This is a genomic window from Exiguobacterium sp. SH3S3 (assembly GCF_004337115.1).
Taxonomy (GTDB): Bacteria; Bacillota; Bacilli; order Exiguobacteriales; family Exiguobacteriaceae; genus Exiguobacterium; species Exiguobacterium aurantiacum_A.
Map to the genome: position 1 here is coordinate 143,120 of NZ_SJUU01000003.1, position 20,731 is coordinate 163,850.

Sequence of the window (20,731 nt, forward strand, 5' to 3'; positions counted from 1 at the left end):
AAATGATGGAAGCAATTAACCGAATCAAGTGAGGTGGAAACCTAATGGATTTTTGGATAGACACGCTCTCATCGATCGGGACGTACATGCTGATCGCTGCCGGTGTCAGCGTCGCGATCATTTTGTTGCGGAAAATCACGAAGTCATAACAAAAGGCGGCCGGGGCCGCCTTTTGTTATTCAAATAAAATCCGTTGCATCCGCTCCGGTGCCGCTAAAAAGTCGCGCATGACCCGGACGTGTTCGAGTTCATCGAACGTCGTCGGCGCGAGCCCCGCCTCGACTTCCAAAATCGCCGCGTCAGGGTACGACATGAGAATCGGTGAATGGCTCGCGATGATGAATTGACTCCCGGCCTGCACGAGCTCATGCATCCGGGCGAGCATCGTCAATTGACGCATCGGCGACAACGCGGCCTCCGGCTCGTCTAAAATATAGAGGCCCGCGCCCCGGAAACGGTGAAGCATGAGCGACAAGAACGCTTCCCCGTGTGACTGCTCATGGAGCGAGCGACCACCATACGATTCATAAAACCGCTCAGGGTCTGGACTCAAGCGCGCTATTTCGTCCACGTAACTTGATAGCTGATACGCCGTCTCGGCCCGGAGGAAAAAACCGTCCTTCGGGCGATACGCACTACGAATCGGGCGCAACGCCTCGAACAGCGGGCTATGCGTCGACTCGGTCTCAAAGCGGAACGTCGTCGCCCCGCCTTCCGGATTGAATCCGGCGGCAATCGCCATCCCTTCGATCAACGTCGACTTGCCGCTGCCGTTTTCCCCGACTAAAAACGTAACCGGCTTCGTCAACGTCAATTCGTCAAACGCTTCAAAAATCGGGAGCGAAAACGGATACCCTGGCGTTTCGATCCGATCTCGTTCTAAGCGGACACCTCGTAAAAATAAGTTCAATCCCATTCGATCCAAAAAATCGCCCCCTCGTTTGATTCGACCCCGTAATTGAGTTGCTGCGCTTCAAGCAACAACTTGTTGATGGCGAGTCCAAGACCGTGTCCGTTCGACCGATCACCTTTGACGTACATATCCCATACGCTCGCACGCATCCTATCATCGAGCCCCGGACCTTGATCCTCGATCTCGAGTCGGTTTCCGACAATTCTGATTGTGATGACGCCACCGTCGGGACTCACCTGGTAGGCGTTATGAAGAAAGTTGGACAACACCCGTTCCATCGCCGTTTGGTCGGCTTGTAGCGTGACTGCTTCGAGTTCGAGTTGGACGGTGACTTGTTTATGCCGGAACCAGTCTTCCATTCGTGCCACCGTCTCACGAACGAGTCCGTCCAATCGGATCGGCTCGATTTGAAGCGGCAGACTTCGTGACGATAACTTCGAGTACTCGAGCATCTGCGTGACGAGACGATCGATCCGGTCAACTTCTTCGGTCATGCTCCGTCCCGTCGACGAGACGTCTTCTGGCTTGACGACGCCGAGCTCGAGCATCTCTGCCTCGTTGCGAACGATAGCGAGCGGTGTCCGCACGTCATGTGTGACCCCAGAGATGAACGTCTTTTGCAGCGTCTCTTGTTCTTGAAGCGCACGATTCATCTGATCGACCGCTTCCGTCAAATCACCGATTTCATCGTCTGTGACCGGCGGCAAGCTGATCGTGTGTGTTCCTGCCATGATCGCCGTTGCCGCTTGTTTCAATTGGACGAGCGGTGACGTCAAGCGCCGCCCCATCCAATACGTCACGCCTATCGCCGCGACGAGGGCGAGCAGGAAGCCACTCCCGAGAATCATATAGATTTGACGGAACTGGGGATTCGCTAGCGGCGCATTCGTATACGTCACGATTTGAATGTCTCCTTCTTCTCGTAAAAACGTCAAGAGACGCGTCCCGTTTACGCTGACTTGATCGCGTTCCGCCAATGCGTCCGGGTTCAGCGTCGGTGTCATCTGTCGCCGCATCCGTCCACCTCGGTCAAGATCGATCGGTTCGCCGTCTTGAAACACGAGGACGTTGAGCTGTCCCGGTATGCCTCGCCCTTCAGCTAACGCGTCATAGACGATGTCCGCTTCACGCTCGAGCTGGGCGTAGCTTTCCGTCTCGGCAAAGCGGCCGATCAAGAGCGACGTGAGTCCGAACGTGAGCACGGCCATGACCACGAGCGGGAGAATGGCGGTCCACAACAACTTTTTCATCAACCGGTTCATCACACGTCCTCCAATCGATAACCGACCCGATGCACCGTCTTCAACTGCCGTTTGATCGTCTTGGACTTGTCGCGGAGCTGTTTAACGTGCGTGTCGACCGTCCTCGTGTCACCGACGAACGTATAGTCCCACACGTCGTCGAGCAATCGGTTCCGGTCAAGCGCTTCCCCGATATGCTTCATGAAATAGAGCAGCAGTTCGTACTCCTTATTGGCCAATCGAATCGATTTCCCGTCTTCCGTCACCGTCCGTGATTTTTCATCAACTTTCAGATCGCCGAACACGATGCCATCCGTCTGCTTGACGAGACGCTTCAATCGAATCTCGAGCTCTTTCAAGACGATCGGTTTGACCAAATAGTCGTCAGCACCGAGCTCAAGACCGAACACTCGGTCATCGGCTTCCCCGCGTGCCGTCGTCAACACGATGGCCGGCCGCGGCTGAAGTGTCTGTAATCTCGGAATGAGCGTCCATCCTTCTCCGTCCGGCAGGCGAACGTCGAGCAGGACCGCATCGAACGGCTGATCAAGCAGTCGTTTCGCCTCGGCGAGTGTCCCCGCCACGCTGACAGTAAAGCCCGCGTACGTCAAAAAACGGGCCATCCCGTCCGCTAGCTTCTGTTCATCTTCCACTACGAGCACGTTCATCTGTATCGCCTCCACTCCCATTATATCGCATCAAGAAAGCATCCCATCGTTTCCCAAATACAATTTGCAAAAACCTTGCAACTCCCTCACAACTTGCCGGCGGGCAAGATTTACACTTGAGGTAGTAAAAGGAGGAGATACACATGAAATCATCAAAATTAGCACTCGCTTTGGCCGGTCTGCTTGCCGTCTCGGGCACAGGCGTCTACGCAGCCACAAACGAGACGACGACAACTGAAACGACAGAATCGACGGAAGCTTCGACGCAATGCGAACGCGGTGAACGTGGTGAACGCGGCATGTTCGGAGACCGGGCAGCCGGACAAGCGGCGTTGCTTGAGGCGCTCGGTTTGACCGAAGCCGAGGTCGAAGCGGCACGTGAAGAAGGACAGTCGCTTCCTGAGCTCGCGGAAGAGAAAGGCATCACGGTCGACGCATTCATTGACGCGATCATCGCCTCACACGAAGTGAAACTTGATGCAGCGGTCGAGAACGGTAATTTGACGCAAGCGGAAGCCGACGCGATTTTAGCTGAACATGAGGAGCGATTCGCCGACGTGACAAGCTATGACGACCTAGACATGCAAGGACCGGGAGGGAGAGGTCGACACGGTCACGGGTCGCATCACGGTGGCCAATTCGGTGGTCCAAACCAAGACGACAATACACCTTCAACAGATGACAATGTAGAAAATCAGAGTACAAATTCACTGTAAGCAAAAAGGCAACCAAATCTCGGTTGCCTTTTCATATGGCCAATAAAAGTAACGCGTATCCGATGAGCCCGACGGCAAAGGCACGAAAACTGCTGTCACGCTCTTCGGGTAACTCTTCTTTCATAACGTTCAAGATGATGCCACCGGCCAAAAAGGCGACAATCATCGACAGCGTGACTTCATGAAGCGCTGAAAACGCCCCAACACTCCAGCCGACGAGCACCGCGAGTGAAAGCAACAACCGTCCCCGCTCGTCATATAACTGTTGATGGTGGTGTCTCAACCCTTGATCGACCGTGATGAAATGAATCCCTAACGCGAGAAAGTAGAGCGTCATCGCCCATATCGTGTCGAACTCACTCTCTGCGAGCACATACCCGATGCTAAAGTTGTAAAAGATGAACAGCGCCATATGAATCCAAAACACGCTTCCTTCATCTCGTTTTTTCATTTGGGATGCCAGCCGCTCTAATCCGTAAAAAACGGCCAAACCGAACATACTAACGATGAGGATATGGTTCTCGATCGAGGCGAACAGGCCGCTCCCGAGATGTCCTTCGAGTTCGCGTTGGTATTCATTCAGTTCAGGCAAGAGATGCAAGAACACGTAAGCGACAGCGACGCCACCGGCGAGCGACAAGAAGCGGCTCCGTGGCGTCTCGCGCACGTGAATCAGTTGACCTGAAAAGTAGTGGATCAAGGCAAATCCGATGGCAAACAACAAACTTAACCAAAACATCTAGTCCACCTCCGACACATTACCCGACAGCCGGACGTTTCGTCATGACTCTCAGTCCTTGGTCCTTACCCGAGCGCTGGCGGTCATACACTTTTTAGTCTCCACGTTCGGCGCGTTGCCGTGCCCGAATCTCTTTTTCAACACGACGCAACGCTTTCTTCGAGCCACGCTCAAAATCATGCGCCTCTTTGCGCTCTCGATAGTCTACGAACAACGTCTCTAAGTCATAACCCGCCGGATAGAGATCAACCGCCTGCGCTTCAAGCCGGACGCGTCGCAACGGATGGTCGCTGAACGTCCCTTCTGCATAAACCGTGACATGTCGCCCAGAATCGTCCGTCGCATAGACGAGCCCGACTTGATTCGTCTCGAGTAACCGGACGCGATCTCCTTTTTCAAATTGCTGGATCAGTTCCGGTTTCGCATTCACCACTTCTTGTGTCAGCTTCGAAGTGTCGACGAGTGTCTGGTCATATACTTTTTCTTTCATATAACGTGACGCCTGTTTCAAAATCGCTTCAGGCAGCTTCATTTTCCGGGCAATGAACAACGCGTTGCTGTCACCGGACTGACCGATCAACAACCGATACTTCGGCTCGAGCGTGTCCGGGTCGAACTGCATCGCCGCGTTCATGAAGTCCGGATGCGCCTCGGAATACGCTTTGATTTCCCCGTAATGGGTCGAGGCGACGACGAGACAGCCGCGCTTGTACGCCTCTTCTAAAATCGCGATGGCGAGCGCCGCCCCTTCGTTCGGTTCGGTCCCACTCCCAATTTCGTCAAATAAGAGCAACGATCGCTTGCCGGCCCGTTGCATGATATTTGCCACGTTGTTCATATGGGCCGAGAACGTGCTGAGGGCGGACCCCATGTCTTGATTGTCACCGATATCGACGAACACGTCGTCGAACGTCGAGATGTCCGTATCGGGATGAGCCGGGATGTGCAGTCCGCTCATCGTCATCAAGCTGAGCAAGCCGATCGTTTTCAAGACGACCGTTTTCCCGCCGGCGTTCGGTCCGGTGATGATGAGTCCGCGGTACGTCTCGCCGAGCGAGAAGTCGAGCGGGACCGCCCCATCAAGCAACGGGTGCCGGACTTGTCGCAAACGAATTTTCCCGGTCCCGTTTACGCGTGGCGAAATTCCTTCGATCGTCTGGCTATACTTCCCTTTGGCGAATACCATGTCGTACTGGGCGATGACGTCGAGCGTCGTCTCAATCGCCGGTAACGCTTCGGCCACCATACCGGTCAGTGTCGCGAGCACTTGATAGATTTCAACCGCTTCCTCGGTCCGTTTGACGGCGAGTTCCGCGTTCAGCTTGCTGATCGCTTCCGGCTCGATGAACACGGTCGTCCCCCGGTTCGACGTATCGATGATCGTCCCGGCGACTTTATGTTTGTACGACGCCTTGATTGGGATCGTGAATCGGTCCTGCTTCTTCGTCACAAACGCGTCTTGAATCGCTTCACGGTTGGCCGCGCTCTTCAAAAATTTAGTCAACCGCTCCTCGATCCGTCCTTCGAGAATATCGATTTGCTTCCGAGTCCGTTTCAGTTCTTTTGACGCCTCATCGACGACGCGTCCGGCCCGGATCGACCGAACGATTTCTTCTTCGATCGAGCGCCTTTCACTCATCTCGTCCGCGTACAGAGATAACAACGGTGCAAAGAACGTCTGCTCGGCCATGAATCGTTTCAGTTTGCGGGCTCCGCGGAAAAATTCAGCGACGGCTTCAAGTTCACCCGCTTCGAGCTGGATGCCACGACTGATTTTCCCGATGAGCGGTTCCATGTCGGACACCCCGATGAACGGGACGTGCGACGAGGCGTCTAGGATCGCTCGTGCCTCCGACGTCTCTTGCAGTCGTTTCTTCACCGTCTGTAGATGGCTCGTCGGTTGTTGATTTCTGAGCAACTTGCGACCGAACCCGCTGATGCAGTAGCGTTCGACTCGTTGGATGAGTTCAGTATATTGTAGTTTTTCTAACGTTTGTTCGTTCATGGTGATCTCTCCTTAAAATAGGGTGGAGATACCGCGCAAACAAAAAGCGTCGGTCGATGACGACCAACGCAAAAAGACAGACCGGTGTCTGGCAGTTTATGATGGGCGGTATCCGTAACAGAACATGAAGGCATGACAAAAACACGCGTCATCCTACATTTTTCAGTTCGTTAGGCAGATACGACCTCACTCATCAACATGCAACACCTTTCACTTAAGATTCGTTTTCACTATACAACAAATTTCAGAATAAGTACATTTTTTAGAGAGCGCTTACAAATTAGGTCTTGTCTTCTTTTAGATAGCGTGCTATGTTGAGACAGAAGAAACAAATATTGATCACATGTGACTGATTCGATCAGGCATGGGGTAAGACGAAAGGCTCACGCCACCCGTCTATACTCCATGCCTGTTTTGTTTTTTCACAATCATTTTCGTAGGGAAAGGATGAAGTGAACATGTTATTGAATAAGTGGATGAAGCGACATACACTGACACTTTATGCACCCATGGAAGGAGACATCATTCCACTTGAGCAAGTGGCCGACCCCGTCTTCAGCGAGAAGATGATGGGCGACGGAATCGCCATTAAGCCGACAAACGGGACAGTCGTCGCACCGGCTAATGGAACGATCGTCCAAATCGCACCGACGAAGCACGCCATCGGCATCCGGACGGAAGACGGAGCTGAGATTTTGATTCACGTCGGGTTAGACACGGTCGAACTTTCAGGAGACCCGTTCACAGTCCACGTCACTGTCGGTGACCATGTTGACGTCGGACATCCTTTGTTGACAGCGGACTTGAAGCAGATTCATCAAGCCGGGAAGGACACGGTCACCCCGATGATTGTCACGAACGGAAGCGAGCTGCCAAATCCTTACTCGTTCCACGCAGGTGGCCCCTCGCTTTCCGGAAAGACTGTCGTCGCTCAAGCGGAACAATGACTCCTCGATAGGAGGACACATGTTAAAAATTAAAAAGATTTTAAACAACAACGCGGTCATCGTCTCGGACGAAGGTGAAGAAAAGATCGCCATCGGACCCGGCGTCGCGTTTAAAAAAGGGCGCAACGACATCGTCAACCCGCACAAAATCGAAAAACTATTCGTCATGTCGGAAAACGATAAGTTTCAACAACTCCTCAGCCGTATCCCGGTCGAGCACTTCACGATTTCCGAAGAAATTATCACGCATGCGGAGAAGCGGCTCGAGACGACGTTCAATGAGCATATCCACGTCGTTTTGACCGATCATATCTCATTCGCCATCGAGCGTGAAGAAGAAGGAATCTCACTTCGGAACAAGCTGTTGAATGAGATCAAAATCTTGTATCGCAACGAATATGAAATCGGACTGTGGGCGCTGCAACTAATCGAGGACAAAATCGGATTGAAGATGCCGAAAGACGAAGCGGCTTTCATCGCGCTCCATATCCATACACTCAAAGTGAAAGGAGGTGATTTGCGCAAGACGGTCAAACAGACGACGATCGTAAGAGACATGATTCAATCGATTTCACGACGACTCGACCTATCTATCGAAGAAGATGACTTATCCTATCAACGCTTATTAACCCATTTACGATTCGTCATGGATCGGGTCAACCATTACGATCATCACACGATCGACGAGGACATGCTTCGGATGATTCAAACAAAATTCTCGTCCGCTTACGCGTGTGCGTCTGACGTCGCAACTGAAATGGAAAACTTATACGGCATCGTCTTGCCCGAGTCAGAGCTTGGTTACATCACGCTCCACATTCAACGCCTGCAAGATCAACACCATCAAAAAGGAGGACATTTACAATGATGAACTTTTTACAACGTCTCGGACGTTCGCTCATGTTGCCGGTTGCGGTACTTCCTGCAGCGGCCATCCTCATGGGCATCGGTTACTGGATCGACCCGGTCGGCTGGGGTTCTGAAAACATCGCCGCCGCCTTCCTCATTAAAGCCGGTGCAGCCATCATCGATAACATTCCAATTCTCTTCGCTGTCGGGGTCGCCCTCGGTATGGCGAAAAACCGTGACGGCTCGGCCGCTCTCAGTGGTCTCGTCGCTTTCCTCACGGTCACGACATTGTTGTCTTCCGCGACAGTCGCCCTGTTCCAAGGAATCGACGTCACTGAAGTCAACCCAGCATTCGGTCGGATCGCCAACGCGTTCGTCGGTATCTTGTCAGGTATCGTCGCTGCTCAAATGTATAACCGCTTCAGCCATGTGAAGCTCCCGGACGCGCTCGCCTTCTTCAGCGGCAAACGTCTCGTGCCGATCATGACGGCGTTCGCCATGATTGTCGTCTCGGTCGCACTTTACTTCGTCTGGCCGGTCGTCTACACAGGACTCGTCGGATTCGGTGAAACGATTTCGAAAATGGGGGCGATCGGGGCCGGACTTTACGGATTCTTCAACCGTCTATTGATCCCGACAGGTCTTCACCACGCCCTCAACTCGGTATTTTGGTTTGACGTTGCCGGCATCAACGATATCGGTAACTTCTGGTCCGGTGAAGGTGAGAAAGGGATCACTGGACGCTATCAAGCTGGATTCTTCCCGATCATGATGTTCGGTCTCCCGGCAGCAGCACTCGCGATGTATCACACTGCGAAAACGAAACGTAAAAAACAAGCAGCCTCGCTCCTTCTCGCCGCAGCGTTCGCTTCATTCTTCACAGGTGTCACGGAACCGCTCGAGTTCTCGTTCATGTTCCTCGCACCAGTTCTTTACCTTGTCCATGCTGTGTTGACAGGCGTGTCACTCTTTATCGCTGCCACGTTCCAATGGACGGCCGGGTTCGGCTTCAGTGCCGGTCTCGTCGACTTTGTCCTCAGCTCACGGCTACCACTTGCGAACCAGCCGTACATGTTGCTCGTCCAAGGCCTCGTCTTCGGTGCCATCTACTACACGATCTTCCGCTTCATGATCGTCAAACTTAACTTGGCAACGCCAGGTCGCGAGTCGGACGAAGCAGTTGATGCGGTCGCGACAGAAACAGCGCCTGAAGGTGACACGAAAACGGCACCAGTCGCAGCAGGTGGTCAGTACTCTGCGATGGCAGCCATGATTTATGACGGTCTCGGTGGTGACCAAAACGTCACCGGTATCGAATCGTGTGTCACACGTCTCCGTGTCGACGTCAAAGACATGGATACGGTCGATCAAACGCAAATTAAGAAAGCGGGCATCCCAGGAATTAAAGTCGTCAGCCCGAACCATATTCAAGTCATCGTCGGGACGAACGTTCAATTCGTCCTCGAAGAGATTGAAAAACTCCGGAGCAACCGCGCCGGATGACGAACGAAAGCCACCTCCATAGCGAGGTGGCTTTTTTTACATGCTTCGCAGTCTGGCAATCCGTTCAGCCGGATTCGGGTGTGTCGAGAACAGCCCACTCAGCTTTTTCTTCATAGGGTCCGAAAAATAAAGTGATGCCGACGCCCGTGACGCCTCTTTCACTGGCGTTTTGACGTTAGCGATTTTCTCGAGCGCCGAAGCGAGTGCGTCCGGGTTCCGCGTCAACTCGGCCCCGCTCGCATCAGCCAAAAACTCACGATTTCGCGAGATAGCAAGGTTGACGAGCGTCGCGATGATCGGGGCTAAAATCAACAGGACGAGCCCGACGATCATAAAGATCGGATTTTGGTTGTTGTCGCGCCGTCCACCGATACTTCGGAAAAACAGCATCCGTGAGCCGATGTCACTCATGATGGCGATGACGGAGACGAGGGCGAGCGTCACCGTCGCCAGGCGGACGTCATAATTTTTAATATGCGCAACTTCGTGGGCGATGACACCTTCGAGTTCTTCACGGGTCAACTGGTCCATTAAACCGGTTGTCACGGCGACCGCGGCCTTCTCGGGTTTGAGCCCGGTCGCGAACGCGTTCGGTGACGCGTCATTGATGATGAAGATCCGTGGCATCGGGACACGGGCGACCATCGCCATGTTCTCGACCGTGTGCCATAAGAAACGATGTTGTTCAACCGATGTGATCTCTTGGGCGTGATTCATCTTCATGACGATATTCGTGCTCGACATGATGACGATCCCGATGTAAAACAACGAGAACACCGGAGTAAAGATGAGCCCTGGGAGCGGATCGCCATAGTTCAAATACGAGATGACAACCCCGACGGCTAAGACGAGGAGGACGAATCCGGCCACGATGAACACGGTTTTAATCTTATTCTTGCGGATTTGTTCATACAGAATCATCGTCGCCACTCCAATCCATTAGAATGAGACGCGAACGTTCTCGCGTTCTTCTTCTCGCGCCTCGAGCATGTCGCGTTTTTCGAACTTATGGACGGAAGCGATGATGTTCGTCGGGACCGATTCGATTTTCGTATTGTATTTCATGACCGTATTGTTATACAGCTGTCGCGAGTAAGCGACTTTGTTCTCTGTCTGCGTCAGCTCTTCTTGAAGCATCATAAAGTTCTCGTTCGCTTTCAAGTCCGGATACGCCTCGCGCAGCGCGAACAAGTTTTTGAGCGCACCGCTCAGTTGATCGTTCACTTCCATCTGTTCTTGACGGCTCGTCTTCGAGCCAAGCTGGTTTCGTAGCTCGACGACTTTCGTGAGCGTCTCTTGTTCATGCTTCGCGTATCCTTTCACCGTCTCGACCAAGTTCGGGATCAAGTCGTAACGGCGTTTCAGCTGAACATCGATCTGCGCCCACGACTCGTCGACCCAGTTTCGATATTTGATGAGCCCGTTGTACATCGAAAAATAGATGACCGCCAAGACGGCGATGATACCAATTGCGATAATCCAACCCATTTCAACACCTCATTTCATGATTTACTTCTGTATTAATTCCCTTTCGTCGTATACCATAAGCATAACTTAGAAAAATGTAACCAATGACTCATGGTGATCGTGGGAAACACCGCTTAGACGATTAGAAACTCTTACCTCTTAGATACGTATAATCTATGGAGCTGGTTTCAAACAAAAATGATTAACTGACAGGAGTGCAAATCATGCTTGTGACTGACCTCGATTCACGATTGACGGAACTGTACGACGAGATGGTGTCGCTCCGACGCCATTTTCACCAATATCCCGAACTGTCGTTTGAAGAACAGGAGACACCAAAAACGATCGCCACTTATTTGCGCAAGCTCGGCCTCGAAGTCCGCGAAGGCGTCGGCGGCAACGGCGTCGTCGGACGCATCCGAGGCGGCAACGGACCAACCATCGCTTTCCGGGCCGACTTTGACGCTTTGCCGATCCAAGACTTGAAAGACGTGCCGTACCGCTCAAAAGTGAACGGTTCGATGCATGCGTGCGGCCATGACGCCCATACGGCGACACTGCTCGTGCTCGCCAAAGCTTTGAGTGAGACCGACCTGCCGGGAGACGTCGTTCTCATCCATCAGTTTGCGGAAGAACTCGCGCCCGGAGGAGCCAAACCGATGATCGAAGACGGCTGCTTGGACGGTGTCGACTACATCTTCGGCGCTCACATCTGGACGCCGCTCCCGTACGGCACGATCGGGGTAAAATCCGGTCCGATCATGGCCGCAGCCGACCGCTTCGAGCTGACGATCAAAGGGAAAGGCGGTCACGGCGCGATTCCGCAACATACGGTCGATGCCGTCATGGTCGGGGCGAACGTCGTCGGTCAGTTGCAACAAGTCATCAGCCGTCGCACCGATCCGCTCGAACCGGCCGTCTTAAGCGTCGGCACGTTTACCGCGGGCCAGGCGTTCAACGTGATTGCTGACGAAGCGAAGTTATCGGGGACAGTCCGAACGTTCACGCTAGAAACACAAGAACGGATCATCACAGAGATGGAGCGCGCCATCTCCCACGTCTGCGCGGCGAGCGAGGCGACGTATGAGCTCGAATATATCCGCGGCTACCCTCCAGTCATCAATCATTACGCCGAGACAGAGCATGTTCGCCAAAGTGCAGCTCACGTCGTCGGTGAAGCCGGCGTCATCGAGATGTCTCCGCTCATGGTCGGAGAAGATTTCGCCTACTACATGCAACACGTTCCCGGCAGCTTCTTTTTCGCCGGGGCCGGCAATCCTGAAGTCGGCGCCCTCTTCCCTCATCACCATCCTCGCTTCGATGTGGACGAACGGGCCATGCTCCACACCGCCCGTGTCCTCATGCGCGCGGCGTTCGAGACATGGAACACACACAAAAACGAAGACTGACGCCCTGAGGCATCAGTCTTCGTTTGGCGTTTCTGGCAACATCGACACGAGAACTTGGTCGACGCGTTTCCCGTCCATATCGACGACTTCGAAACGTAACCCGTACGCCTCGACGATGTCTCCGCGTTTCGGGAAGTCACCGAGCGAGTAAATGACGAGCCCTGCTAGCGTGTGGTACAAATTACGGCCCTCATCGAAACGATTATCTCGAATCCCGAACGTTCGTTTTAAATCTTCAATCCCGAGCAAGCCATCCGCCAAGTACGTCCCGTCCGCGCGGCGGACCACTTCCGGTGTCTCTTCTTCAATCATCACTTCTCCGACAATCTCTTCTAGTATGTCGAACAACGTGACCATACCGAGGAAGCCACCGTATTCATCGAGCACGAACGCAATCTCGACACCGTTCTTTTGCATCATCTGCAGCACTTGGCTGGCCTCGCGTTGCTTTGGCACGATGAGCGGCTGCTTAATGCGTTTTAAAATTTGTGACGGCTCACGCAACGTCGCGAGCGTTAAAATATCACGGACATCGATGTAGCCGACGAACTCGTCGAGCGAATCGCGTCCGACTGGAAGTTTGTTGTGTTTACTCTCATAAATCGATTTTTTAATATCGTCCATGTCATCCTCGAGGTCGACCCATTCGAGCATCGTCCGCGGCTGCATCAGTTCATAAATCAACTGGTCGTGGAAAGCGAAGACGCGCTCGACTTGTTGCACTTCTTCATGGGCGAACGCCCCTTGCTGCGCCCCTTCGAACAACAACTGTTTAATTTCGAGCTCGGTCTCCCCACTCGACTGTTCTGCTTTCAAGCCGAGCAATTTGAACAAGAACAGTGTCGATTTCGATAAGATCCAAATGAACGGGCGCATGACTTTGCTGAACAGGTCAAGCGCCGGAATGATCGACATCGTCACCCGTTCAGGTGACACGAGCGCAATCCGTTTCGGGACAAGCTCTCCGATGATGAGCGACAAATACGTGATGATCGTGACGACGACGACGTAACCGACCGTCGGCGCATACTGCGCGCTCATTCCGAGCTGTGCGAATAAGTCAGCGAGCGGTGTTGAAAAACGCGCGCCCCCGTAAGCCCCGTTGATGATCCCGATCAATGTGATCCCGACTTGGACGGTCGACAACAGGTCGGTCGGGTCTTTTGAATGTCTGAGCGCGATCTTGGCGCTGCGTTTGCCTCGATTCGCCTCGACTTCAAGTTTTGCCGGTTTCGACGAGATGAGCGCGATTTCAGTCATCGCGAACACCCCGTTCAACACGATCAAAAATATGACGATCATTAAATCAATTACTATGGAAGAATCCACTTGTTTCATCACCTCTACGTATATTTCGTACTACTCCATCTCATCATATCAGACATCCATTATCCACCTGTACCCGTTTTGCTCACGAAAAAAGCCACTTCATTGTGAAGTAGCCTGTTCCGTCGCTTGATGTTCGATGGCTGCCGCCTGAGCTTGTTTGAATACAATCACGCCTAGTAGCAAGATCATCAACCCGATGATTTGGCCTGGTGACAGTGATAACCGCGGCATTCCGAACACTCCGAAGAGGTCGACGCCGAGTGCCCAAATCAACTGAGACACGAGAATGATCGAGACAGATAATGTCGGACCGAGCAGTTGAATGCTTCGCATCACACAAAATACAACCCCGACACCGAGCAAACCACCGAGCGCATAAATCGGTGAAATGTCGAACACGCCGCGGATGTTTCCGCCGAAAAGTGCGAGCGGGACGAGCGACCCGACGAATCCGACGATAAAGACGAGCACGGTCGTCGCCCAAGCTCCTAAATACACGTTCATTTTGGCATTGACCGCCGCTTGTACACTGATGAACGCGCCAGCCACCGCTGAACAAATGATTCCTACTAACATGAACTGCCTCCTTATTCATACACCATGCCATTGGCACGTTCGTTTAATCGTTTCGCATCGAGAATTGTCACTTTCGTCCGACTCCGTTCGACGAGTCCCTCGTCCGCGAACGCCTGCAGCGTCCGATTCAAGTGGCGATAGCTCGTCCCGAGCCATTCGGCGACTTCTTTCCGTTTCAACTGACTCATCTCTTGTTGGAACAACTCATTTCCTGACGCACTGAGTGAGACGAGATAGCCTGCTAACCGCTCTTCAAGCGTCGACATCAGATGATTCGAGGAGGCGTTCGCCTCAATAAATAACTTTTCCGACACCCCGCGGAGCAGATGTTCCGTAAACTCAATCGTCCGGTTATGCGTCCGCAGCGCTTCAAACGGGATGCGCAGACACGTGACCGCCCCGACCGCTTCGACCGTATGCAGGACGTCCCGGCCGCTGGCGTACTCAATATCGCCAATCAAAGACGGCGCCGTCTTCAACCGCAAGAGTCTCAGTTTCCCTTCCTCGCTCAACGTATAAATTTTGACGCGTCCCTCTAAAACGACGAACAACGACTCAATCGTTTGATCGTTCGCACACAACATCGCACCGGTGGGAAATGTCACGATCGACGACGCCGCGAGTGTCTCCGTCGAAAAAAGATGGTGCCAGTTAAGGCGTGTTAACGCAGCTTCAACTCCCATGTCACCCCTCCTCACGTGAATGTATAAATCCCGATACCGACAACCATCAAGGCGAGTCCCATGATCTGACCTTGATTGACAGGCTTCTTCTTCACCCCGAACCAACCGTTCAAATCGATAAGGAACGCCCCGATCAATTGGGCGACGAGCAACACGCAGATTGCCCACGTCACACCGAGTCGCTGGATGGCCGTCAGCTCTCGACGAAGACGCCAAATAACCCACCTAAACTGTAATACCATGGCACACGCCGGAACGCCGTCATGTCTGCATCACGTTTGAACGCATAAATGCCCAAAGCGAGTATGAGTCCGACAAAGTGGACGATCGTGACGGACAACCAGGCCCCGACCGCGTAACCAAGCTTTGCGTTAAAGATGCCTTGTAGCGCGATGAACGTGCCCGAGAGTACTGCAAAAATGATTCCCATACTTACCTCCTATTCTCCTCGTCTGACTGTACGCGAGAATAAAATGCTTGAAAAGGACATATGTCCAAAAAAAAGAACAACCTAGGTCAAGCCCTAGGTCGTTCGCATCATTATCCTAAAATTTTCACGATTTCTTCCGCGACTTGCTCAGAAGACTGCGGGTTTTGTCCCGTGACAAGGCGATCATCGACGGCGACGTTGACAGCCCAATTGTCTGCTTTGTCAAAATCTCCGCCCTTCTCACGAAGGGCCGTCTCTAACAAGAACGGTACAGCTGAATCGAGTTGCATCTCGACTTCTTCAGCATCCGTGAATCCAGTCACGCGCTTACCTTTCACGAGTGGTTCGCCGTTGCTCAACTTGACGTTGACGAGGCCGATCGGGCCGTGACAGACAGCTGCAACGATATTGCCGCTCTCGTACACGTCTCGAACGACACGCTGTAACGTCTCGCTTCCTGGGAAGTCGACGACTGTCCCGTGTCCGCCTGGAAGGAAGACAGCATCATATGTCTCATCCGCTACTTGATCAAGGCGGACCGTATCTTTCAACAAGGTTTTCGTATTTAAGATTTCTTCCGGTAATCCGTCTTCTAGGCTGTTCGCATCGATTGGCACGTCTCCACCTTCGATACTAGCAATCGTTACTTTGTAGCCTTTCTTCTCGAACAAAAGGTACGGTTCAGCGAACTCCCCGAGCCATAACCCTGTTTCGTGGCCGTTCTCTAGTTTATTGGCAGATGTCGTGACGATCAGTACGTGTTTAGACATGTGATTTCCTCCTTCTGAAATAAGCATACGAATTAAATGTTCCCGTTGTGGTTCGATTCAAACCATCGAACGCTCGACACGACGAGACGTCATTCTTTTTTTGACCTGGTCATTTTTTTGAAACAGGAACGGCGCCTGAACTCGTTATACTCGGATTATCAGTCATCAGGAGGGAACCATCGTGACCAAATCGATACTTGAATGGGGATTTCTTGCCGTTGCCGCTTTAATTGTCGTCCTCGTATTGCTCGGCGGAATGTGGACGAACATGTGACCTCGCTTCGCTGAGATGTCACATGATTGTTCGTTTGAAACACGCCTTAAATCGGGAACAGACACATGTTGTCCTATCGCCACATTCATTTGAGAAAGGATGTTGAATATGTCAGAACGCGTTTTCATCAGTCCCGCAAAGTATGTGCAAGGCAAGAATACAATTGACCGGATCGGGGATTATGTCGGGCATTTCGGCTCACAGGCACTTCTCATCGCCGACGATATCGTCTGGCGCTTGATCGGGGAACGGGTGACCGCCTCGTTGACGTCGAGCGGTGTGAACGCCGAGAAAGCCGACTTTGTCGGGGAAGCGTCGCGCCACGAAATCGAGCGGATCACCAAGGCGGCAGAAGCGAACGAGACGTCGTTCGTCATCGGTATGGGCGGCGGGAAAACGCTCGACACGGCCAAAGCCGTCGCCGATGCGCTTAATGCCCGCATCGTCATCGTGCCGACCATCGCCTCGACTGACGCCCCGACGAGTGCCCTCTCGGTCATCTATACGGATGAAGGTAATTTTGAGAGTTACCGGTTTTATAAGAAGAATCCCGATTTGGTCCTCGTTGACACGAAACTGATCGCCGAGGCCCCGGCCCGCTTCCTCGCCTCAGGGATCGCCGACGCGCTCGCGACGTGGGTCGAGGTCCGGAGTGTCCTCGCGTTCGGTGGCAAGACGATGGCAGGCGGCGTCCCGACGATCGCCGCCGAAGCGATCGCCAAACGCTGTGAAGAAGTGTTGTTCGATTATGGGATTCCGGCCTATGAATCGGTAAAAGCAAAAGTCGTCACGCCAGCGCTTGAAGATGTCGTTGAAGCGAACACGCTATTGAGCGGTCTCGGTTTCGAGAGCGGTGGATTAGCGGCAGCCCACGCCATCCATAATGGCTTCACCGCCTTAGACGGGGAGATCCATCATTTGACGCACGGTGAGAAAGTCGCGTTCGGGACACTCGTCCAGCTCGCGCTTGAAGGACGGACGCAAGCCGAGTTCGAACGGTACGTCGCCCTTTACATGGCGCTCGATTTGCCGGTCACACTCGAAGACGTGAAACTAAAAGACGCGTCACGAGAAGATATCTTGAAAGTCGGTCAAGCAGCGACCGCTGAAGGGGAAACGATTCATAGCGGTTTCGACGTGTCGCCTGAAGATGTGGCCGACGCCATCATCGCCGCCGACCGTTACGCCCGCCTCTACCAAAGCAAACTGACCTAAAAAGACGAGGAACGGCTACTTGAGCTGTTCCTCGTCTTTAGTTGAAGTTACGAATGAGACGACGATGCCGAGCGCCATACAGCTGACTGTCAGCACGAAAAACGTCAGTTGATTCGCGTAAATAATGTTCGTGAACTGGTTCCAACCCGACGCGTACGCCGCATTTTCAGAAGCTCGTATCCCGTCCCGCAACGAACTTGCCTGCCCGAAGTTCACGTATAGCCCGATCCACGCCATCAATATGCTCCCGGCGAAGAGACCGACCCGCGCGAGACCATTCACCGACGCGACCGTTCGTCTGGCGAGCCGGACGGTGATCCAAATGAACAACAAGACGAACGGCCAGCCGGAGAGCAAGACGAGTACGTACGGGTTTCCTTCGCCCGCTGGCTCCGTATAGGCGGACGTCATCGTCTCACCGAGCTTGAATAACATAAATGTGATGAGCGTGATGATGAACCACGCCTTGATCAATTTCTCCATGACAACACCTCGTCCCCAGTATACCAAAAACACCATGCGCTTTCGCACAAGGTGTCAAGTCACTCTTTCGGACGAACAGCGTAGTAGATCAAAATGACGAGCCATGTCCAAACCCCGGTAAAGATTCCGAGGATCGCGATGATGAAAAAACCGAGCGGGATCATCGATTTCGTCCGGTTGTAGTCTTTCCACATATTCGATAACCCTTTGATGTTGAAATACAAAAAGGCAAAGAATAGGACGAGCAATAACAACGGTAAGCCAAAAACAAGTTCCATATGCGTCCACTCCTCTCTTCTAGTTCACAGTTCTTCCCTATATAATCAGTTTACTTTGTCTTCGCCCCCGGCACATCGGGCTTGGGCTGTACATCTATCGGGTCACGAGACGGAGACTGTCGTTTGAGTATTCCCTAATCACTCGTCTTTTCATCATTTCAAAAAAAGGGAAAGGAAAACTATCCATGCATAAGGGGGTCGTCCTAATGAAACTCATCCGCCTGCTGCTCATCCTCGTACTCGTCTTCACCGCCTCGTCTACTTATGCCGCCACCCCGTCACCTCAGCCCGGCTACACGATCAAGACGACGAAACTATACTGGCGGGCCATGCAATCGTCCCCGGTCGCCAAGACACTCCTCACCAACACACCCGTCCGTTACACAACGTACAATCGAAGCTGGTCGAACGTCTACATCGGGAGCACCCGCTACTTCACACCATCGAGCAATCTAAAGGCCGGTATCCCGAAACTCACGTCAACGGAGCGGTTGCGGCTCGTCAACAAGCAACATGGCCTGTCCGCGTCCTATCGGTCCCGTCAACTCGTCACGCTCACCATCCCGACCGTCTATGCGAAAGGAAGCGAACGGACGCTCATGGCTGCCGAGGCGGCGCACGCGCTCGCTCGTCTCTACTATGACGGCCGAAAACAAGGACACACGCTTTACGCATTGAGCGCGTACCGGTCCTACGCCACGCAAAAATCACTCTACAATTATTGGGTCAACGCTCGCGGCACGGCCTATGCCTCGATGTATGTCGCTCGTCCCGGCCACAGTGAGCACCAAACCGGGCTTGCCGTCGATATGACGAGTCAACAGATGCGGATGGGACTATACGCCTCGTTCGATCAGACACCTGAAGGCAAATGGATGATCCAGAACGCGCACCGCTATGGTTACATCGTTCGCTATCCAAAAGGGAAAGAAAAGATCACCGGCTACAACTATGAGCCGTGGCATCTCCGCTACGTCGGTGTGAAGGAAGCGACGACGATGAAGCAAAACAACTGGACGTTCGAAGACTGGTGGGCCAAACGCTAAGTCCGAGCATCTAGTCGCTAGGAAGCGAGGTGCCCCATGTATACTAGACGTGTACGAATTTGCAGAGGAGGACATCTCGATGTGGATTGTGATGAACAAACTAGATGTTGAAAAAGGGAAAGTCGATGCGGTCAAAGCCCGGTTCCAAACGACAAAAGGAATCGAGACGATGGACGGATTTATCCGCATGCAAGTGTTGACCGATACGTCTGACGAAACGAAAGATCAAGTCGTGATCATGACGACGTGGCGCGACGCTGCGAGCTTTGAAAATTGGCGCGACAGCGGTGCCTATAAACACGCCCATAAAAAACGGGACGACGGCACGTCTGAAGTGAAGCCCGTCGTCCTCGGAAATACCGTCACCCAATACGAGGTCGCGATCGAGCACATGGCCTCAACCGATCACGTATAAAATATCTTGCGGTCGGATGATACCGAGAAGCGGTTCACTCTCTTCCCCGGTCTCGGTGATCAAGAGCGCGTCGAGGCGCACACCGTCTTTCATGTTGATGAAATGTTGATGCGCCTCGATGACAGACGTCTCCTTCGCAACGAAACGGTAACGACGAAGATGCGGATCATGATGAAGTACGTCTTTAACTTGAACGCCCTCGAGTGACACGTGCGGGCCGTCGATTGTCTCGGCGAGCCAGCTGGTCACTCCTTTTTTTGTCAATAAACCGCGCCACGAGCCGTCAGTGTTATAGACCGGGAACTGGGAATAGTTTTTATCCCGAATCTCACCGAGCACCTCGACTAACGCGTCATCGGCATCAAACGTCGTCACGAGTTTACGAAACAGCGGGATGACTTGACGCGGATGCAACAGCTCCCGTTCCACTTCGAGCATCAACTCGACGATCGAGTCGTGTGGTTCGGCGATAATGAAATCAGGCTCTCGCCGCTCGTGGACGATCGCGTTGCGCAACTGGCTCATTTGGTGCAAATCTTCTTTATACCGTTCGATGATCGGATTATGCTTGGCGAGACGGTTGACCATGTTGCTGAAGCTGAAATGTTGTCCGTCCCCCATCTCACGGCTCAAATAATCTTCAATCCGATGGTACGATGCGATAAATTCTTCGGCTCGACTCATATGTTCACTCTCCTTATCGCCTATCTATACCCTATTTTTTAATCATGTGAGCAGGAAACCATTCCTTCGTCTCGAATGAATGGACATCACC

The 20,731-nt window shown here is 52.9% G+C and carries 24 protein-coding genes; 8 read left to right on the top strand and 16 right to left on the bottom strand.

The features are described 5' to 3' along the window. Window positions 1–175: 175 nt before the first annotated feature. Genes EVJ28_RS04120 through EVJ28_RS04130 form a run of 3 tightly spaced genes read right to left on the bottom strand, consistent with a single transcriptional unit; the run spans window position 176 to window position 2,822 of the window. The gene (locus EVJ28_RS04120; protein WP_131488146.1) at window positions 176–916 is read right to left on the bottom strand and encodes an AAA family ATPase; all 741 of its coding nucleotides are present in this window, start codon (window positions 914–916) and stop codon (window positions 176–178) included. Next, window positions 907–2,175: a HAMP domain-containing sensor histidine kinase gene (locus EVJ28_RS04125; protein ID WP_131457836.1), complete on the bottom strand. Its 1,269-nt coding sequence runs from the start codon at window positions 2,173–2,175 to the stop codon at window positions 907–909. The genes EVJ28_RS04120 and EVJ28_RS04125 overlap by 10 nt, the downstream gene beginning before the upstream one ends. Then, the gene (locus EVJ28_RS04130) at window positions 2,175–2,822 is read right to left on the bottom strand and encodes a response regulator transcription factor (protein ID WP_131457837.1); all 648 of its coding nucleotides are present in this window, start codon (window positions 2,820–2,822) and stop codon (window positions 2,175–2,177) included. The genes EVJ28_RS04125 and EVJ28_RS04130 overlap by 1 nt, the downstream gene beginning before the upstream one ends. A gap of 143 nt (window positions 2,823–2,965) precedes the next feature. On the opposite strand from EVJ28_RS04130, the gene EVJ28_RS04135 reads away from it, so the two are divergent. After that, the gene (locus EVJ28_RS04135) at window positions 2,966–3,538 is read left to right on the top strand and encodes a hypothetical protein (RefSeq protein WP_131470233.1); all 573 of its coding nucleotides are present in this window, start codon (window positions 2,966–2,968) and stop codon (window positions 3,536–3,538) included. A 31-nt stretch (window positions 3,539–3,569) separates the two neighbouring features. Here EVJ28_RS04135 and EVJ28_RS04140 read toward each other — a convergent pair whose 3' ends face one another. Both EVJ28_RS04140 and EVJ28_RS04145 read right to left on the bottom strand, forming a co-directional pair. After that, entirely contained in the window at window positions 3,570–4,277 is a 708-nt protein-coding gene (locus tag EVJ28_RS04140; protein ID WP_131468924.1) for a hypothetical protein, read from the bottom strand. Window positions 4,278–4,371: 94 nt separating this feature from the next. Continuing rightward, the gene (locus tag EVJ28_RS04145; protein WP_131488059.1) at window positions 4,372–6,282 is read right to left on the bottom strand and encodes an endonuclease MutS2; all 1,911 of its coding nucleotides are present in this window, start codon (window positions 6,280–6,282) and stop codon (window positions 4,372–4,374) included. Between the two features lie 458 nt (window positions 6,283–6,740). Between EVJ28_RS04145 and EVJ28_RS04150 the strand changes: the two genes are divergently transcribed. The 3 genes from EVJ28_RS04150 to nagE are packed head-to-tail and all read left to right on the top strand — an operon-like array spanning window position 6,741 to window position 9,581. Further along, window positions 6,741–7,229: a PTS sugar transporter subunit IIA gene (locus EVJ28_RS04150; protein ID WP_236634033.1), complete on the top strand. Its 489-nt coding sequence runs from the start codon at window positions 6,741–6,743 to the stop codon at window positions 7,227–7,229. 19 nt (window positions 7,230–7,248) lie between these two features. Further along, window positions 7,249–8,097 carry a PRD domain-containing protein gene (locus EVJ28_RS04155; RefSeq protein WP_131457841.1) on the top strand — a complete coding sequence of 283 codons (849 nt, stop codon included), beginning with the start codon at window positions 7,249–7,251 and terminating at the stop codon, window positions 8,095–8,097. Further along, window positions 8,094–9,581, top strand: coding sequence for an N-acetylglucosamine-specific PTS transporter subunit IIBC (gene nagE, locus EVJ28_RS04160; protein ID WP_070328071.1), 1,488 nt, complete (start codon window positions 8,094–8,096; stop codon window positions 9,579–9,581). Before EVJ28_RS04155 ends, nagE begins: the two co-directional genes overlap by 4 nt. Window positions 9,582–9,617: 36 nt before the next feature. Here the strand turns inward: nagE and htpX are convergent, their stop codons facing one another. Then, window positions 9,618–10,499 (bottom strand): zinc metalloprotease HtpX, encoded by an 882-nt coding sequence (gene htpX, locus EVJ28_RS04165; protein ID WP_236634042.1) that lies wholly within the window; start codon window positions 10,497–10,499, stop codon window positions 9,618–9,620. 21 nt (window positions 10,500–10,520) lie between these two features. After that, complete coding sequence (locus tag EVJ28_RS04170; RefSeq protein ID WP_131457844.1) at window positions 10,521–11,069, bottom strand: LemA family protein; 549 nt, start codon at window positions 11,067–11,069, stop codon at window positions 10,521–10,523. Window positions 11,070–11,272: 203 nt separating this feature from the next. Here EVJ28_RS04170 and EVJ28_RS04175 point away from each other — a divergent pair, with 203 nt between their 5' ends. Continuing rightward, window positions 11,273–12,457, top strand: a complete 1,185-nt coding sequence (locus EVJ28_RS04175) for an amidohydrolase (RefSeq protein WP_131457845.1) — start codon at window positions 11,273–11,275, stop codon at window positions 12,455–12,457. A gap of 12 nt (window positions 12,458–12,469) precedes the next feature. Here the strand turns inward: EVJ28_RS04175 and EVJ28_RS04180 are convergent, their stop codons facing one another. The 6 genes from EVJ28_RS04180 to EVJ28_RS04200 all read right to left on the bottom strand — a co-directional run bounded on the left by EVJ28_RS04180 (window position 12,470) and on the right by EVJ28_RS04200 (window position 16,245). Then, window positions 12,470–13,759, bottom strand: coding sequence for a hemolysin family protein (locus tag EVJ28_RS04180; protein ID WP_236634034.1), 1,290 nt, complete (start codon window positions 13,757–13,759; stop codon window positions 12,470–12,472). Window positions 13,760–13,885: 126 nt separating this feature from the next. Next, the gene (locus EVJ28_RS04185) at window positions 13,886–14,362 is read right to left on the bottom strand and encodes a DMT family transporter (protein ID WP_070328067.1); all 477 of its coding nucleotides are present in this window, start codon (window positions 14,360–14,362) and stop codon (window positions 13,886–13,888) included. Window positions 14,363–14,373: 11 nt separating this feature from the next. Continuing rightward, window positions 14,374–15,045 carry a Crp/Fnr family transcriptional regulator gene (locus EVJ28_RS04190; RefSeq protein WP_083274036.1) on the bottom strand — a complete coding sequence of 224 codons (672 nt, stop codon included), beginning with the start codon at window positions 15,043–15,045 and terminating at the stop codon, window positions 14,374–14,376. 11 nt (window positions 15,046–15,056) lie between these two features. Further along, window positions 15,057–15,287 (bottom strand): DMT family transporter, encoded by a 231-nt coding sequence (locus EVJ28_RS14330; protein WP_255417552.1) that lies wholly within the window; start codon window positions 15,285–15,287, stop codon window positions 15,057–15,059. Next, window positions 15,239–15,475 (bottom strand): DMT family transporter, encoded by a 237-nt coding sequence (locus tag EVJ28_RS14335; protein ID WP_255417553.1) that lies wholly within the window; start codon window positions 15,473–15,475, stop codon window positions 15,239–15,241. The genes EVJ28_RS14330 and EVJ28_RS14335 overlap by 49 nt, the downstream gene beginning before the upstream one ends. A 110-nt stretch (window positions 15,476–15,585) precedes the next feature. Continuing rightward, window positions 15,586–16,245 carry a type 1 glutamine amidotransferase domain-containing protein gene (locus tag EVJ28_RS04200; RefSeq protein ID WP_070328065.1) on the bottom strand — a complete coding sequence of 220 codons (660 nt, stop codon included), beginning with the start codon at window positions 16,243–16,245 and terminating at the stop codon, window positions 15,586–15,588. A 382-nt stretch (window positions 16,246–16,627) separates the two neighbouring features. On the opposite strand from EVJ28_RS04200, the gene EVJ28_RS04205 reads away from it, so the two are divergent. After that, a complete protein-coding gene (locus EVJ28_RS04205; protein WP_131470226.1) occupies window positions 16,628–17,734 on the top strand; it encodes a glycerol dehydrogenase in 1,107 nt (368 codons plus the stop codon). 15 nt (window positions 17,735–17,749) lie between these two features. Here EVJ28_RS04205 and EVJ28_RS04210 read toward each other — a convergent pair whose 3' ends face one another. Together EVJ28_RS04210 and EVJ28_RS04215 are read right to left on the bottom strand one after the other, a co-directional pair. Next, entirely contained in the window at window positions 17,750–18,217 is a 468-nt protein-coding gene (locus tag EVJ28_RS04210; protein ID WP_131488061.1) for a hypothetical protein, read from the bottom strand. Between the two features lie 59 nt (window positions 18,218–18,276). Beyond that, entirely contained in the window at window positions 18,277–18,495 is a 219-nt protein-coding gene (locus EVJ28_RS04215) for a hypothetical protein (RefSeq protein ID WP_131457850.1), read from the bottom strand. 206 nt (window positions 18,496–18,701) lie between these two features. Between EVJ28_RS04215 and EVJ28_RS04220 the strand changes: the two genes are divergently transcribed. Further along, entirely contained in the window at window positions 18,702–19,541 is an 840-nt protein-coding gene (locus EVJ28_RS04220; protein ID WP_070328062.1) for a M15 family metallopeptidase, read from the top strand. 79 nt (window positions 19,542–19,620) lie between these two features. Then, on the top strand, window positions 19,621–19,956 hold the full coding sequence (locus EVJ28_RS04225; protein ID WP_070328061.1) for an antibiotic biosynthesis monooxygenase: 336 nt from the start codon (window positions 19,621–19,623) through the stop codon (window positions 19,954–19,956). Here the strand turns inward: EVJ28_RS04225 and EVJ28_RS04230 are convergent. After that, window positions 19,939–20,640, bottom strand: coding sequence for a CBS domain-containing protein (locus tag EVJ28_RS04230; RefSeq protein WP_131488063.1), 702 nt, complete (start codon window positions 20,638–20,640; stop codon window positions 19,939–19,941). The genes EVJ28_RS04225 and EVJ28_RS04230 overlap by 18 nt on opposite strands. Between the last annotated feature and the right edge of the window lie 91 nt (window positions 20,641–20,731).

What these genes read in the sequence shown, in the direction of transcription:
- EVJ28_RS04120 (WP_131488146.1), bottom strand. Translation starts at nt 916, where the DNA reads ATGGGATTGAACTTATTTTTACGAGGTGTCCGCTTAGAACGAGATCGG.
- EVJ28_RS04220 (WP_070328062.1), top strand. Translation starts at nt 18,702, where the DNA reads ATGAAACTCATCCGCCTGCTGCTCATCCTCGTACTCGTCTTCACCGCC.
- EVJ28_RS04185 (WP_070328067.1), bottom strand. Translation starts at nt 14,362, where the DNA reads ATGTTAGTAGGAATCATTTGTTCAGCGGTGGCTGGCGCGTTCATCAGT.
- EVJ28_RS04125 (WP_131457836.1), bottom strand. Translation starts at nt 2,175, where the DNA reads ATGAACCGGTTGATGAAAAAGTTGTTGTGGACCGCCATTCTCCCGCTC.
- EVJ28_RS04140 (WP_131468924.1), bottom strand. Translation starts at nt 4,277, where the DNA reads ATGTTTTGGTTAAGTTTGTTGTTTGCCATCGGATTTGCCTTGATCCAC.
- EVJ28_RS04215 (WP_131457850.1), bottom strand. Translation starts at nt 18,495, where the DNA reads ATGGAACTTGTTTTTGGCTTACCGTTGTTATTGCTCGTCCTATTCTTT.
- EVJ28_RS04180 (WP_236634034.1), bottom strand. Translation starts at nt 13,759, where the DNA reads ATGATCGTCATATTTTTGATCGTGTTGAACGGGGTGTTCGCGATGACT.
- EVJ28_RS04210 (WP_131488061.1), bottom strand. Translation starts at nt 18,217, where the DNA reads ATGGAGAAATTGATCAAGGCGTGGTTCATCATCACGCTCATCACATTT.
- nagE (WP_070328071.1), top strand. Translation starts at nt 8,094, where the DNA reads ATGATGAACTTTTTACAACGTCTCGGACGTTCGCTCATGTTGCCGGTT.
- EVJ28_RS04155 (WP_131457841.1), top strand. Translation starts at nt 7,249, where the DNA reads ATGTTAAAAATTAAAAAGATTTTAAACAACAACGCGGTCATCGTCTCG.
- EVJ28_RS04190 (WP_083274036.1), bottom strand. Translation starts at nt 15,045, where the DNA reads ATGGGAGTTGAAGCTGCGTTAACACGCCTTAACTGGCACCATCTTTTT.
- EVJ28_RS04230 (WP_131488063.1), bottom strand. Translation starts at nt 20,640, where the DNA reads ATGAGTCGAGCCGAAGAATTTATCGCATCGTACCATCGGATTGAAGAT.
- EVJ28_RS04170 (WP_131457844.1), bottom strand. Translation starts at nt 11,069, where the DNA reads ATGGGTTGGATTATCGCAATTGGTATCATCGCCGTCTTGGCGGTCATC.
- EVJ28_RS04175 (WP_131457845.1), top strand. Translation starts at nt 11,273, where the DNA reads ATGCTTGTGACTGACCTCGATTCACGATTGACGGAACTGTACGACGAG.
- EVJ28_RS04200 (WP_070328065.1), bottom strand. Translation starts at nt 16,245, where the DNA reads ATGTCTAAACACGTACTGATCGTCACGACATCTGCCAATAAACTAGAG.
- EVJ28_RS04130 (WP_131457837.1), bottom strand. Translation starts at nt 2,822, where the DNA reads ATGAACGTGCTCGTAGTGGAAGATGAACAGAAGCTAGCGGACGGGATG.
- EVJ28_RS14335 (WP_255417553.1), bottom strand. Translation starts at nt 15,475, where the DNA reads ATGGGAATCATTTTTGCAGTACTCTCGGGCACGTTCATCGCGCTACAA.
- EVJ28_RS04205 (WP_131470226.1), top strand. Translation starts at nt 16,628, where the DNA reads ATGTCAGAACGCGTTTTCATCAGTCCCGCAAAGTATGTGCAAGGCAAG.
- EVJ28_RS14330 (WP_255417552.1), bottom strand. Translation starts at nt 15,287, where the DNA reads ATGGTATTACAGTTTAGGTGGGTTATTTGGCGTCTTCGTCGAGAGCTG.
- EVJ28_RS04225 (WP_070328061.1), top strand. Translation starts at nt 19,621, where the DNA reads ATGTGGATTGTGATGAACAAACTAGATGTTGAAAAAGGGAAAGTCGAT.
- EVJ28_RS04145 (WP_131488059.1), bottom strand. Translation starts at nt 6,282, where the DNA reads ATGAACGAACAAACGTTAGAAAAACTACAATATACTGAACTCATCCAA.
- EVJ28_RS04150 (WP_236634033.1), top strand. Translation starts at nt 6,741, where the DNA reads ATGTTATTGAATAAGTGGATGAAGCGACATACACTGACACTTTATGCA.
- EVJ28_RS04135 (WP_131470233.1), top strand. Translation starts at nt 2,966, where the DNA reads ATGAAATCATCAAAATTAGCACTCGCTTTGGCCGGTCTGCTTGCCGTC.